Origin of the sequence: Haloarcula sp. Atlit-7R, assembly GCF_003666065.1 — an archaeon.
In the GTDB taxonomy this organism is placed as follows: Archaea; Halobacteriota; Halobacteria; order Halobacteriales; family Haloarculaceae; genus Haloarcula; species Haloarcula taiwanensis.
Map to the genome: position 1 here is coordinate 616784 of NZ_QXIK01000001.1, position 12679 is coordinate 629462.

The window sequence follows — 12679 nt, forward strand, 5'->3', positions numbered from 1 at the left end:
CGCGCCCTGTTTCGACCGCCTACAACTACTGGCACAGGCTATCACACACGACTGAAACTTTTTATCCATAGGGTGCAGACCCCGGAACGTGATACCCGGCACGGACGCGTACGACATCGCCATCGACATTCCGGACGATGACGTCGAGCGCCTGCTGTCGGTGATGCCCGAGGACGTCGGGGCGGCGTCAGCACTGTCTTACTGCCGGAACGTGTTCCTGCCGCTGACGACCGCGTGCCGATACACCTGTACCTACTGCACGTACTACGATCCGCCGGGAGAGGCCGAGCTGATGGACCCAGATGAAATCCGGGAGACGTGTCGCCGGGGGGCCGACGCCGGCTGCACCGAGGCGCTGTTCACCTTCGGCGACGACCCGGACGGCCGCTACACCGAGATACACGCCCAGCTCGCCGCGTGGGGTTACGACTCCATCCACGAGTATCTCCGCGAAGCCTGCAAAATCGCGCTGGAAGAGGGGTTGCTCCCCCACGCCAACCCGGGTGACCAGACGCGCGACCAGATGGCTCACGTCGCCGACCTGAACGCCTCGATGGGCGTCATGCTGGAGACGACCACCGAGGTGCAGGCCCACGGCGGTCCACGAGCAAAAAACCCCGGCCAGCGGCTCAACACCCTCCGAGTGGCTGGCGAACTCGGCGTCCCGTTCACAACGGGTATCCTCGTTGGGATCGGCGAGGACTGGCACAACCGCGCCGAGAGCTTGCTCGCTATCCGCGAAATGCACGAGCGGTATGGTCACATTCAGGAGGTTATCGTCCAGCCTGTCGTCGAGAACGAGCGATGGCGGAGCGGCTCCCCCGACCTGGCGACGATGCGCCGGGTGACGGCGATGGCCCGCGCGGCCCTGCCCGAGGCGGTGTCCGTTCAGGTCCCCCCGAACCTTGCGCCCGCCCGTGACCTGACCGACTGTGGCATCGACGACCTGGGCGGCGTCTCCCCAGTGACGGTCGACCACATCAACCCAGAGTACGAGTGGCCCGCTCTACAGGAGTTGACTGCCGTCGCCGAGGCCGCCGAGGTGCCACTGACAGAGCGGCTACCGGTCTACGACCGGTTCGTTGATAACGGCTGGCTCTCGGATCCCATCGAGGCGGCCATCGAGGCTGATACCGACGCCGGCGAACGGTTCCGGTCGATACTGAACCGGGGCGAGAATCCGGGAGCCTCATGAGACTGCCTGTCGGTTTCTTCGCGTGAACTGCCGTTACAGTCGGAGCAGATCCCGGACACCAATCACCTAGTCGTCTAGGCCATAGCTACACATACACTGGCACACCAATATATATCATGCCTGGACGTGCCTCTGACAGCAGTTCCAGGCAAAATACTCTACCACAATGGCCACGGCCAGTGCCCAGCCGTGGTCTACTACTTCAGTCGAGTAACGGCGTTCCGTCAGCTTGTGGTCCGAGTTGCGGGCCGAGCACGTCGGCGTCAGGGTCGATGACGCGGCGCTGTTCGTAGTCCGTCGAGCGCTCGACGGGCGTCCGGCCGATAGCGGAAATCATATCGGCGTACTCCTGAAACGAGCGGAACTCGCCGTAGTCGCCGCCGGCGCGCTTGGTAATCTCCTCAGAGAGGATTGTCCCCATGAAGTCGTCGGCACCGCAGGTGAGCATCTTCAGTCCCTGCGTGTCGCCATATTTGACCCACGAGGCCTGAATGTGGTTGATGTTGTCGAGGAACAGTCTGGAGACAGCAATCAGCAGTTCGTCTTCGTCGACCGTTGCGCCGCCGTCAACCATGCCGCGCTCGTACAGCGGCGTTTCCTCGTGGACAAAGGATAGCGGGACGAACTCCGTAATCGCGCCGGTCCGGTCCTGCAGGTCGCGGATACGCTTCAGGTGCAGCGCGCGATGGCGTTCGTTCTCGACGTGGCCGTACATCATCGTCGAGGTCATATCGAGACCGACCGACGCGGCCGCCTCCATCGCTTCGAGCCACTCGTCGGTCCCAATCTTACCCGGACAAATAACGTCACGGACCTCATCGACGAGGATTTCGGCGGCGGTGCCGGGGACACTGTCGAGCCCGGCCTCTTTCAGCCGGCCGTACACCTCCTCGTAGGACCAGTCGGTGCCGCGGCGGGCGTGATAGGCCTCCTCCGGCGTCATTGAATGGAGGTGGACGTCGCCGACGTTCATCGCGCTGAGTTGTTCACAGTAGGTGGCCGGGTCTTTCTCGTACTCCGCCGGCGAGCGGTAGTTCAGGTCGCCGCGGTCGCTGGTCTCCAGTATCTCTCTGTGTTCGTCGTCCAGCGCGAGCGCGGGGTGGAGTCCCGACACCGAGCAGACCTCGTAGATGCCGCGGTCGAGAGCGTCCTGAACGATTTCGCGGGACTCGCTCGGCGTCTTCGTGAAGCCGCCGTGGTCCTCCTGATACTCGCTCCGGAACTGCTCGGAGCGGTCCTTGAAGTTACAGAACAGACAGCCCGTGTTACAGGCCGTCGTGACGTTGTTGTTGAGGTTCGCGACGAAGGTGACCTCGTCGCCGACGACCTCGGCCCGGCGGCGGTCAGCCGCTTCGAGCACCTGCTCTTTCCGGTCGTGGTCGATGCCGTCCCGGTCGGTGCCCGTAGTAAAGAGTTCGACTGCGTCGTCGACTGTCAGTCGCGTCCCGTTTCTCGCCTTGGCGAGCGCGTTCTCGAACGACTGGTCAGTCGTCGGACGGTGCTCGAACTCGGTGGAGCCGTCCGGGGTACCGACGGTCTCTGGGACGTCCGGCATTGCTGGACAGGAGGGAAAGAACGGTCAAAAGCGTATGGGTACGCACACGGTCCACAGGGTCGACAGGACCCCGTGTTTCGGGCGACACGGGGCTGCGGTTCCGGGACCGCTGCATCAGGTCGGTAACACGCCGCCGACCCAGCCCGCAGTCTCGACGATAACCCAAGCGACGAAAACCGCATAAGCGCCGAGCAGCGCATACGATTCGAGTTCGCTCAACACGAGGTCGGTCCGGAGGACGGTAAACAGGAGAATCGTCGCCCCGGTCAGGACGCCGAACATCGGCACAGCCATCGCAAAGTCGACGGTCCACGTACCGGCAATGAGAACGCCAAGCGGGATGGCGACGAGCAGGTCGAAGGTGTTCGAGCCGAGCACGTTTGCGAGCGACGTGACCCCGCGGTCGTCGCGGGCTGCTTTAATACTGACAAGCGTGTCGGGGAGGCTCGTCGCCGCCGCGAGAATCGTCACGCCGAGCAGAAACTCCTGAATGCCGGCGGCCCGGCCAATGACGCCGACTGCGTGGACGAGATTCTCCACGGCCACGAGGATGACAGCCAGGCCCAGCAGGAGGAAGAGCCACTCCCGCCCGACCGAGATGTCGGCAGTCCAGTCCTTTTCAGGGTCGTGGTCGGCCGTATCCTGATACTGGATGAAGACGTACAGGCCGTAGAGCGCGAGCGGAATCGCCGCCAGCGGCCGCGTGATGACGCCAGTGAGTGTGGCCTCGCCGGGGTAGTAGATGACCGCAAGCGCCATCGTGATGAGCAGGACCGAGACGGCGAGCATGTAGAACTGCGCCTCTTTGTAGACGAGCGTCCGGCTCGCTTCGAGTTGGTCGTCCGTGGCGATGCCCGCAGCAGCGGGGATGATGAGGATGTTGAAGATAGCTGAACCGACGATTGCACCGACGCCGAGCGGCATCGACCCGCCAAGCGCCGCGACGACGACGGTCGCGACCTCCGGGAAACTCGACCCGACAGCAACGATTATCGCACCCTGGACGACTTCGGGGAGGCCGTAGTACGTCGCGAGCCGTTCGCTCGACGATTCGAGCCAGTCGCTGCCTTTCCAGATTGCGACCGTCGCGGCGACGATGATCGCAGCCTCGACCAACAGACTGGGAGCCATCAGCCAATCAGTCGATGGCCCGACGGAAAACGTTGCCTTCCGAGCGCGAGTGATACTGCCTGTAGCGAATTTCGCTACCGCGAATACCTTGAAAATAGTTACAGCCAACAGTATGAGAAACGTCTTTGTCCCCGGCGCGAAAGGCGGGCACAATGACGAGCGTCAAGGACTTCCGCGTGGACGAACCGGCGACGGCCGAGGAACTGGGCCGCGGTGCGTTCGTGTTCACGGACGACTACTCTGTATTCGACTGGGGGAAGATGCCGGACCAGATCCCCGACAAGGGCGCGTCGCTGTGTACGATGGGCGCGTACAACTTCCAGCTACTGGAGGAGAACCACGTTCCGACACACTACGAAGGCGTCAGGCTCCCCGGCAACGACGAAGTGGTAGACCTCGGCGAGGCGCTGTCTGCCGACGCCGCCCCCGAAGAGATGGTCATCGAACTCACGCAGGTCCCGGACCTCCCGTTCGAGGGCGGTCGCTACGACTACGACGCCTACCACCGGGGGGCCGACGAGAACTACCTCATTCCACTGGAAATCGTCTTCCGGAACCGCGTGGGCGTCGGGTCGTCACTTCGGTCTCGGACCGAGCCCGCAGACCACGGCCTCGACTACGACACCTGGCCCGAGGAGGTCGTTGACCTGGACAGGCCAATCGTCGAGTTCTCGACGAAATACGAGGAGCAGGACCGCTACCTCGACCGCGAGACGGCCGACCGCATCGCCGGGACGGCCGACATCGACCGGCTGGAAGAACTGGCCCGGGCGGTCAACCACATCGTCACCCAGCAGGCCGCCGAGGCCGATCTGGTCCACGAAGACGGGAAGATCGAGTGCCTGTACTACGACGGGGAGATCCGCGTCGCCGACGTGGTCGGGACGTTCGACGAGAACCGCTTCTCCTACGAGGGCCAGCAGGTCTCGAAGGAGGTCATCCGCCAGTACCACAAGCGCACACAGCCCGAGTGGGTCGCGGCTGTAAGCGATGCCAAACAGCAAGCCGACACGGACGGCGTCGCCGACTGGAAATCTCTCTGTGCGGAGTCGCCACAGCCGCTCGACGAGAACGTGATTCAGGTCGCGCGGGACCTCTACTGTGCCGGCACGAACGCCTACGTCGGGGGGAGCGTGTTCGACGCGCCATCACTCGACGAGGCCGTCAGCGCCGCGAGCGAACTCTGAGTGATTTAAAAGGATAGCGCGTTTTCAGTCGTCAGCCTCGATTTCACCGTCGTCCTCGGCAACAAACTCGCCGAGGCCGTCGATGGGACGGTCAGGGTTCAACTGGTCGAGTTTCTCCGGCGCGCCGAGCTGGGCTGAGGTTTCCTCGGGATCCCGCAGTTTCGTCCGGCCGCGGTGGACGCTCACTTCATCGTTGAGGTGGAGCTTGATCGCCTCGATGAGCGCCTCAGCTTCCAGCGGCTGACCGATCTGCTGAAGTTCCGCCTCAGTGGCGTCGTCGGGGACGTTGAACGCTCGCTGAGTGATAATCGGCCCCTGGTCCAGGTCGGTCGTCACGTAGTGGGCGGTGACACCGGCGATGCGGACGCCCTCCTCGATGGCCTGCATGTACGCCGACGCGCCAGGGAAGGCGGGCAGCAGGCTCGGGTGGACGTTGATGATGCGGCTCTCGTAGCGGAAGACCACGTCCGGCGAGAGGATACGCATGTAGCGGGCTAGCGCGATGAGGTCGGCATCGTACTCCGCCAGCAGGTCGAGCAACTGGTCCTCGTCGGGCGTGCCCTTCTCGTCGCCGATGTCGTGGAAGGGCACGTCGTACTTCGCGGCCAGCGGTTCGAGGTCGTCGTGGTTCCCGATGACCACCTCGATGTCGGCTCCGAGATCACCGTTGGCCCACGCCTCGAACAGCGCTTCCAGACAGTGTGACTCCTTCGTGACGAGAACGGCGATGGTCTGTGTCTCGCGGTCGGCCGGGAATCGGACCTGCACGTCAACGCCGAGTTCGTCGCCGAGTTCTGTGAGGTCCTCGCGGAGTTTCTCCTCCGTTGTCACCATCTCGGACGTGTCGACGCGCATGGTCATCCGGAAGACCCCCTCCCGGACGGCCTGGTCGAGGTCCTCGATGTTGATACTGCGCTCGAACAACAGCGAGGTCACTTCGGCGATGAGGCCCGTGTCGTCCTCACCGACGACCGTAATCTCAGTCAAATCGCGCGTCACGATACCCACCTCCGGACAGCGTCGTGATTCATTTGACGCAGAGTCGGCAGTCCCACGGCAAAAGCCTTCGTTTTCCACCGAGCGTGGACACCAATCCTTTGTGTATCCGTCTGTGAGTGTACGGTCGTGATGAGTGATTCGCCGACCGTTCTCTGTGCCCAGCCGGACGCTGGCGAGCGCGCAGAGACGGCCGACGCACTTGCCGACGCCGGACTCGCTGTCAAGGAAGTCGGGTCCGTCGAGACGCTGACCGAAGCACTTGACCGGTCGGTTGACTGTGTTGTGACGGCCTTCGACTTCCCGGACGGCGACGGGTTCGACGTAGTAGACGCGGTCCGTTCGGTAAACCCGGCCTGTGTAGTGGCTCTCTATACGGAACACGCACCGTCAGACCTCCCCCGCGGCAGTCCCGAGCAGGTCGTCGAATACGTTCCGCGAACGGTCCCAGAATCCCGAGAGCGGCTTGCAGATGTCGCGGCCATGGCTGCCGCCGAGATAACGCAGGCAGCCTATCCAGTTCCAGAGACCGAGACCGAACGGCTGGCAGCCGTCCAGCGGTACGATGTCGACCAGCTGGCAGCGACCGACGCGTTTGACCGGTTGACGGCACTTATGACCAGCCACTTCGACATCGACGTGGCCTTCGTTGGCCTCATGGACGAACACGAGGAGCGGTTCGTGGCGTGTGAGGGAGCCAACTGGCGGACTCTCGCCCGCGAGGACACCATCTGCACCCACACGATTCTCACAGACGAGACGATGGTCGTCGAAGACACCCACGAAGACCCACGCTTCGCCGAAGTCGACGCGCTGAAACAGCTCGATATCAGGTCCTACGCCGGCGTCCGACTTACAGACAGGGAGGGGAATGCAATCGGTGCCGTCTGTTGCACCGACAGCGAACCACGGCGCTACACGCAGGCAGAACTAGACGACCTCCAGCGGTTCGCTGACGAGGTCGAGGAACAACTGCTGTTGCGACGCCAGCTGCAGGGGGATGACTGATGTCACAGCGACAAGACGAGCCGTACGCGTTCGACGGACTGCCGCTGAATCCGGTCGAACCGGGGACGAGCCTGCTCGTAACCGGCCCTGTTCTGAGCGGAGCGCGGGAGATGGGACTGCGACTGCTCTGTAGCTCCGACGCCGACGGCGGGACCGTCCTCGTCGCGACGGACAGCGACGCCACGACGATATTGGAGGATTTCGAGCGCCACGGCGGCATCCTCGACCGCGACCGGGTCCGCGTCATCGACTGCGCACAGGAAAGCGGCGAGCTGCCGGAAGACAGCGTTTCGGCGGTCAACACGCCGGCGGACCTGACCGGCATCGGTATCGAGTACTCCGGCCAGTACGAGTCGACGTACGCCAGCGGCTACACGCGGGTCCGGACCGGTATCATCACGCTGACGCCGCTGCTCGTGTACAGCGACGACGTGCGGGCGGTGTACCGGTTCCTCAACACCATCACCGGTCGGATCGGAACCGCAGACGGTCTCGGCGTCTGCGTGCTCGACCCGGACGCTCACGGGGAGCAGGTCGTCGAAAGCGTGGCACAGTTCTTCGACGGGCGAGTCGACGTTCGCGCCGACCGGGAAGACTTCGAACTCCGCGTGACCGGCCTGCGCGACCAGTCGACCGACTGGACGCCGCTCAGTGCCGGGACCTGAGTGTCGGGAGAACACAAGCGTTTTCTCTACTGCCCGCTCGCTTGCCAGTAATGACTGCCTTTACCGCGACCGTCACAGTCCGGCTCAAGCGGGGCGTCCTTGACCCCGAGGCCGAGACGACACAGCGCTCGCTGGAACGCCTCGGCTTCGAGCTGAACGACCTCCGTTCGGCGGACGTGTTCGAACTGGACCTCGACGCCGACAGCGCCGAGGACGCGGCCGAACGCGCCGAGGAGATGGCCCAGCGACTCCTCGCGAACCCCACGATCCACGACTACGACATCGAGGTGGCACAGGCAGAATGAGCATCGCCTCGCAACTGACGGCGATGCTCTGTTCTCACACGGAGTGGTCACTGTGACTATCGCCGTCATCCAGTTCGGCGGCTCGAACTGCGACCGTGACTCCGTCCAAGCGCTAGAGTCGCTGGACTTCGACGCCGAACTCGTCTGGCACGAAGACGGGCTTCCCGAGGACATCGACGGCGTTGTCCTCCCCGGCGGCTTCTCCTACGGCGATTACCTCCGTGCCGGCGCGATGGCCGCCCGCTCGCCCATCATGGCAGAAGTCCGCGAAGCCGCGAGCGAAGGAACGCCGGTGCTTGGCATCTGCAACGGCGCACAGATCGGCTGTGAGTCATCGCTGACTCCCGGCGCGTTCACGACGAACGAGAGCGCTCGCTTCCAGTGTGAACACGTCCACCTGCGCGTCGAGAACGCCGACACGCCCTGGACCAGCCAGTACGAAGAGGGAGAAGTCGTGGAGCTCCCCATCGCTCACGGCGAGGGTCGGTACGAGATTTCCGACGAACGGCTGGATGAACTCGAAACCGAGGGCCGGATCCTGTTCAAGTACTGCGACGAGAACGGCGATGTCACACCCGAGGCGAACCCGAACGGCTCGAAGCACAGTGTGGCCGGCGTCACCGGCGAAGCCGAACACGTCGCTGTCATGATGCCCCATCCGGAGCGGGCAACACTGTCGGACCTCGGTCGGACTGACGGCCAGGGCGTGCTCGCGGGCTTCGCCGAGTAACGTTCACGGACCTGCCTGTCATCGCGACGGTTTCCGATGCGACTGTTCCGGGCTCGAACAGCCGTGTGGCTATCTGGGGTTGTTTCAAAGGGGAAGGGACCAGCGGAGCGTGTGACATCGTCCGGCGGCCCCTATAGTGGCTTTGGCGGTCAAGCCGTATAAATACACGCGTACCGGAGTGGAAGTGAAATCCAAGCGGACAAAGCATTTGGCTGCGGTTGATGGCAGTCGAGTGCGTCAGCCACTCGCATCCGCTCTGCTCAACTGTTCATCGCTGACGGAACAGCGGTCACCACTCGATTCGTGTCTACCGCAAGTGGCTACATTGTCGCAGGTGCTTTGTAGGACGACGAGCCACGGGGGGCCGCTATCGCTTTCCACAGGTGGACCTAACAGAACGGATGCAACGGTTTATTCAGCATAAATTATATTTGCTATTAGGTCAACGATGTATCTATGCCGATACAACGAAGAGAGTTCATTGCGGCGATAGGGACCGGGGCGTTAGCAGCTACCGCCGGGTGCGCCCAGTCCGGGGAAAGCAGTGGCCAGACCGAAGCGGCAGCGGAGTCCGGAGGAGGCAGTCAGCCAGGCGTGTCGGGCGAGACCCTGACGCTTACGACGACAACAAGCACGTACGACACGGGCCTGCTTGACGAGATTCACCCCGATTTCGAAGAAATGTACGGGGTGTCCGTCGACGCGGTCGCACAGGGGACCGGTGCGGCCCTCGAGTCGGCCCGTAACGGTGACTCGGACATAGTGATGGTTCACGCCCGCGGCCTCGAAGACGAGTTCATGCGCAACGGGTACGGGGTCAACCGCCGAGACCTGATGTTCAACGACTTCGTCATCGTCGGGCCTGAAAGTGACCCGGCAGGGATTCAGGGCATGGGCTCGGCGACCGAGGCGCTGACTGCTATCGCCGAGTCGGAGGCCCAGTTCGTCTCACGCGGGGACAACTCCGGCACCCATACGAAGGAACTCAATCTCTGGGAGGCCGCGGGGACCGAGCCGGGCGGGGATTGGTATCAGGAGACCGGGACTGGGATGGGGGAGGCACTGAACATCGCCAACCAGCAAGGCGCGTACACGCTCTCGGACCGCGGGACGTACATCTCCCAGCGCTCGGAGATCGACCTCGTTATTCTGGTGCAGGGGCCAATCGAAGATGGACCAGAAATCCTCGCAAACCCATACGGGATTATGGCAGTCAACCCCGGCATCCACGACAACGCGAACTACGACCTGGCGATGGCATACATCGGGTGGATTACCAGCCCAGACACCCAGGACGCGATTTCGAACTATCAGGTCAACGGGGAGCAGTTGTTCTTCCCTGAAGCCGTCTCCGAAAACCCAGACTTCCAGCAGTACGTTCCAGAAGGCTGGAGTAGCAACTCGTCTGACGAGTAAGCGTGCCCCTCGAGTCAGTCGGATACCTGCCGATGGCCGTGGTCGACCTTCCGTTCCGGGACGGCTACGTGTCGAGTATCACGTACGTGTCGCTGTACGTGAGCATTATAGCTGTGACGCTGAGCACGCTGTTCAGCATCCCGATTGCTATCGTGATGGGGCTGTCCGACTTTCACGGCAAGCAGTTCGTGAAGTCAGTCATCAACACGGGGATGGGGTTTCCCAGCGTGGTCGTCGGCCTCGTCGTGCTGTTCACCGTCTCGAACCAGGGGCCGCTGGGGGAGTTGGAGCTGATATTCACCAAAGAGGCGATGATCATGTCTCAGTTCGTCCTCGCGACGCCGCCGATTACCGCCATCAGTCTCGCCGCCATCAGTAGCGTCGACGACAACGTCCGCGACGCCGCACACGTCCTCGGCGGAACACGCCTCGACGTGGCGCTGGTCGTGCTCAAGGAAGCCCGATACGGTATCGCAACGGCAGTGCTTGCGGGCTTTGGCCGCGCCATCAGCGAAGTCGGGTCCGTGCTCATCGTCGGCGGGAACATCACGAGCGCGAGCGGCATCTCGAAAACACGGACGCTGACGACCGCGATTCAACTCGAAGCCCGGCAGGGACAGTACGAGACGGCGATGATTCTCGGGGCCGTGCTGGTCACGCTCGTGTTGACGATCAACGCTATTGTCATCCGACTCGGCGATCAGGGGGTCCAGCGATAATGCTCGAAGTCACGGACGTGTCCCACGCCTACGGGGCCAACGACGTGTTCAGAGACCTCTCTGTCGGGGTCAATCCCGGAGAGGTCGTCGCCGTCATCGGCCCGTCGGGCGTCGGGAAGACGACGTTGCTCCGACTGCTCGCGTTCTCACTGGAACCGGACCAGGGGACGATCACCTTCGACGGCACGGACGTGTGGGCCGTCGACGAGGCGACACGGCTGTCGTTGCGCCGACGCATCGGAATGGTGTTTCAGGAGGCGAGCTTGTTCGACGCGCCGGTCGCTCGGAACGTCGAATACGGGCTTCGAGTCCGCCGGTCGTGGGCCGCCCGACTCCGGCACGAACTCCAGTCGGTAGTTCGCTCGAACGGCACCGCGAACGCCGTTTGTGAGGCCCTCGATGTTGTCGGGCTACGCGAGAAGATGGATCAACACGCGGACTCACTCTCGGGCGGGGAGGCACAGCGGGTGTCGTTCGCCCGTGCGCTGGCCTACAACCCGGACCTGCTCCTGCTCGACGAGCCGACATCGGACCTCGACCCGCGAAACACCGCAGTTATCGAGGACGCGATTGCAGAAGCTCGGAACCGGGGTATCGGTGTCGTGGTGGCGACACACGATATGCACCAGGCGGAGCGGGTCGCCGACCGGGTCGCAGTGCTACTCAACGAGCAGATAACCGAAATTGCCCCGACAGAAGAGATTTTCCAGAACCCGTCGGACCACCGCACACGGAAGTTCATCTCCGGCGAACTGGTCTACTGACCGCTTCGTACTCTACTCCGATCCCCGGTGGGAGGCAGCGCTGATCGGTGGCAATACCTTTATCAGGGAACGACTATGTCAAAATATGGACGCGACTGCGGACGTCGAAGTGCAACTGGGGCAGGGCGACGTGGCGCTGACCGCCCGCGACCGGACGCTCCTGCAAGCGGTCGCCGCCCACGGGTCGCTGAACGCCGCCGCTGACGCGCTGGGCCGGTCCTACGCCCACGCCCAGCGCCGCATCGTGGAACTGGAAGACGCGTTCGGCCCGCTGGTCGACCGCAGTCGCGGCGGGAGCGGGGGTGGCGGCAGCGAACTCACGGACGCCGCCGAGCAACTGCTGGCCCGCTTTCAGCGACTGCAAGCGGAGTTCGACGGGGTAGCGACGGCAGCGGAGACAGTCCTGCAGGGGACGGTCGTAGACAGGGACGGGGAACTGGCGACCGTCGAGACCCCGTCGGGGACGGTCCGGGCTATCGTCGACACCGAGGCGGGTCCCGGCGACGCGGTGGAGGTCGGCATCCGCGCTGACTCGGTGACGCTGAATGCACCGCACGAGGCTCCCGAGCCAGCGGGGACGAGTGCGAGGAATCAATTCGCGGGCACCGTCGAGCGTATCGACGAGGGAACCGCTATCGCGCTGGTCGATCTGGCCGTCGACCCCGACACGACGCTGTCGGCACTTGTGACCGACACAAGCCTCGAGAAGCTCGACATCACTGCCGGCTCGGAGCTTGTCGCCTCGTTCAAAGCAACCGCGACCGTTGGCGTCATTTCCGCTCTCGACCAGTCACGGGCGGATGGGTCATCGTGAGCGAGCGGGGTGCGGTGGCTCCAGCGGGTGCCTCAGAGACCCCAGCCGGACGGCAGCAGGTCGGACTGACAGGTACTGCAGGCGACCATCCCATCGCCGTCGATACACTGTCGCTGTTCACCGCACAGATCACACTCTGTGACCGTCCCGCGCGTGTTGAAGCTGCGCCTGTCCGGGTCACCGTTCGGGGTCAT

Annotated in this window: 14 protein-coding genes; 10 read left to right on the plus strand and 4 right to left on the minus strand. The window is 63.5% G+C overall.

All coding sequences use genetic code 11. The annotated features are described in order from the left end of the window. Positions 1–88: 88 nt before the first annotated feature. Positions 89–1195 (plus strand): 7,8-didemethyl-8-hydroxy-5-deazariboflavin synthase subunit CofG, encoded by a 1107-nt coding sequence (gene cofG, locus D3D01_RS03225; RefSeq protein ID WP_121511212.1) that lies wholly within the window; start codon positions 89–91, stop codon positions 1193–1195. A gap of 202 nt (positions 1196–1397) precedes the next feature. On the opposite strand, the gene cofH is transcribed toward cofG, so the two are convergent. After that, positions 1398–2750 (minus strand): 7,8-didemethyl-8-hydroxy-5-deazariboflavin synthase subunit CofH, encoded by a 1353-nt coding sequence (cofH, locus tag D3D01_RS03230; protein WP_121511213.1) that lies wholly within the window; start codon positions 2748–2750, stop codon positions 1398–1400. 114 nt (positions 2751–2864) lie between these two features. Beyond that, on the minus strand, positions 2865–3881 hold the full coding sequence (locus tag D3D01_RS03235) for a sodium:calcium antiporter (protein WP_121511214.1): 1017 nt from the start codon (positions 3879–3881) through the stop codon (positions 2865–2867). 152 nt (positions 3882–4033) lie between these two features. Here D3D01_RS03235 and D3D01_RS03240 point away from each other — a divergent pair, with 152 nt between their 5' ends. Continuing rightward, positions 4034–5068 carry a phosphoribosylaminoimidazolesuccinocarboxamide synthase gene (locus D3D01_RS03240; protein WP_121511215.1) on the plus strand — a complete coding sequence of 345 codons (1035 nt, stop codon included), beginning with the start codon at positions 4034–4036 and terminating at the stop codon, positions 5066–5068. 24 nt (positions 5069–5092) lie between these two features. Here D3D01_RS03240 and D3D01_RS03245 read toward each other — a convergent pair whose 3' ends face one another. Continuing rightward, complete coding sequence (locus D3D01_RS03245; protein WP_101349246.1) at positions 5093–6076, minus strand: formyltetrahydrofolate deformylase; 984 nt, start codon at positions 6074–6076, stop codon at positions 5093–5095. A gap of 120 nt (positions 6077–6196) precedes the next feature. Between D3D01_RS03245 and D3D01_RS03250 the strand changes: the two genes are divergently transcribed. The 8 genes from D3D01_RS03250 to D3D01_RS03285 all read left to right on the plus strand — a co-directional run bounded on the left by D3D01_RS03250 (position 6197) and on the right by D3D01_RS03285 (position 12485). Further along, on the plus strand, positions 6197–7072 hold the full coding sequence (locus tag D3D01_RS03250; RefSeq protein ID WP_121511216.1) for a GAF domain-containing protein: 876 nt from the start codon (positions 6197–6199) through the stop codon (positions 7070–7072). Beyond that, the gene (locus tag D3D01_RS03255) at positions 7072–7737 is read left to right on the plus strand and encodes a hypothetical protein (protein ID WP_121511217.1); all 666 of its coding nucleotides are present in this window, start codon (positions 7072–7074) and stop codon (positions 7735–7737) included. The genes D3D01_RS03250 and D3D01_RS03255 overlap by 1 nt, the downstream gene beginning before the upstream one ends. 50 nt (positions 7738–7787) lie before the next feature. Next, complete coding sequence (purS, locus tag D3D01_RS03260; RefSeq protein WP_121511218.1) at positions 7788–8042, plus strand: phosphoribosylformylglycinamidine synthase subunit PurS; 255 nt, start codon at positions 7788–7790, stop codon at positions 8040–8042. Positions 8043–8094: 52 nt separating this feature from the next. Continuing rightward, positions 8095–8772 carry a phosphoribosylformylglycinamidine synthase I gene (purQ, locus tag D3D01_RS03265; RefSeq protein ID WP_101351395.1) on the plus strand — a complete coding sequence of 226 codons (678 nt, stop codon included), beginning with the start codon at positions 8095–8097 and terminating at the stop codon, positions 8770–8772. Between the two features lie 456 nt (positions 8773–9228). Next, positions 9229–10188 carry a substrate-binding domain-containing protein gene (locus D3D01_RS03270; protein WP_101349242.1) on the plus strand — a complete coding sequence of 320 codons (960 nt, stop codon included), beginning with the start codon at positions 9229–9231 and terminating at the stop codon, positions 10186–10188. Positions 10189–10220: 32 nt separating this feature from the next. Continuing rightward, positions 10221–10907, plus strand: coding sequence for an ABC transporter permease (locus D3D01_RS03275; protein ID WP_101349241.1), 687 nt, complete (start codon positions 10221–10223; stop codon positions 10905–10907). Then, on the plus strand, positions 10907–11671 hold the full coding sequence (locus D3D01_RS03280) for an amino acid ABC transporter ATP-binding protein (protein ID WP_121511219.1): 765 nt from the start codon (positions 10907–10909) through the stop codon (positions 11669–11671). The genes D3D01_RS03275 and D3D01_RS03280 overlap by 1 nt, the downstream gene beginning before the upstream one ends. 85 nt (positions 11672–11756) lie before the next feature. Beyond that, complete coding sequence (locus D3D01_RS03285) at positions 11757–12485, plus strand: TOBE domain-containing protein (RefSeq protein WP_101349239.1); 729 nt, start codon at positions 11757–11759, stop codon at positions 12483–12485. A gap of 32 nt (positions 12486–12517) precedes the next feature. Here D3D01_RS03285 and D3D01_RS23960 read toward each other — a convergent pair whose 3' ends face one another. Further along, positions 12518–12679 (minus strand): hypothetical protein, encoded by a 162-nt coding sequence (locus D3D01_RS23960; protein WP_198560215.1) that lies wholly within the window; start codon positions 12677–12679, stop codon positions 12518–12520.

Excerpts from the sequence above, each read along its gene's own strand:
- cofH (WP_121511213.1), bottom strand. The coding sequence starts at position 2,750 with ATGCCGGACGTCCCAGAGACCGTCGGTACCCCGGACGGCTCCACCGAG.
- D3D01_RS03235 (WP_121511214.1), bottom strand. The coding sequence starts at position 3,881 with ATGGCTCCCAGTCTGTTGGTCGAGGCTGCGATCATCGTCGCCGCGACG.
- D3D01_RS03240 (WP_121511215.1), top strand. The coding sequence starts at position 4,034 with ATGACGAGCGTCAAGGACTTCCGCGTGGACGAACCGGCGACGGCCGAG.
- D3D01_RS03250 (WP_121511216.1), top strand. The coding sequence starts at position 6,197 with ATGAGTGATTCGCCGACCGTTCTCTGTGCCCAGCCGGACGCTGGCGAG.
- D3D01_RS03255 (WP_121511217.1), top strand. The coding sequence starts at position 7,072 with ATGTCACAGCGACAAGACGAGCCGTACGCGTTCGACGGACTGCCGCTG.
- purS (WP_121511218.1), top strand. The coding sequence starts at position 7,788 with ATGACTGCCTTTACCGCGACCGTCACAGTCCGGCTCAAGCGGGGCGTC.
- D3D01_RS03270 (WP_101349242.1), top strand. The coding sequence starts at position 9,229 with ATGCCGATACAACGAAGAGAGTTCATTGCGGCGATAGGGACCGGGGCG.
- D3D01_RS03275 (WP_101349241.1), top strand. The coding sequence starts at position 10,221 with ATGGCCGTGGTCGACCTTCCGTTCCGGGACGGCTACGTGTCGAGTATC.
- D3D01_RS03280 (WP_121511219.1), top strand. The coding sequence starts at position 10,907 with ATGCTCGAAGTCACGGACGTGTCCCACGCCTACGGGGCCAACGACGTG.
- D3D01_RS03285 (WP_101349239.1), top strand. The coding sequence starts at position 11,757 with ATGGACGCGACTGCGGACGTCGAAGTGCAACTGGGGCAGGGCGACGTG.
- D3D01_RS23960 (WP_198560215.1), bottom strand. The coding sequence starts at position 12,679 with ATGACCCCGAACGGTGACCCGGACAGGCGCAGCTTCAACACGCGCGGG.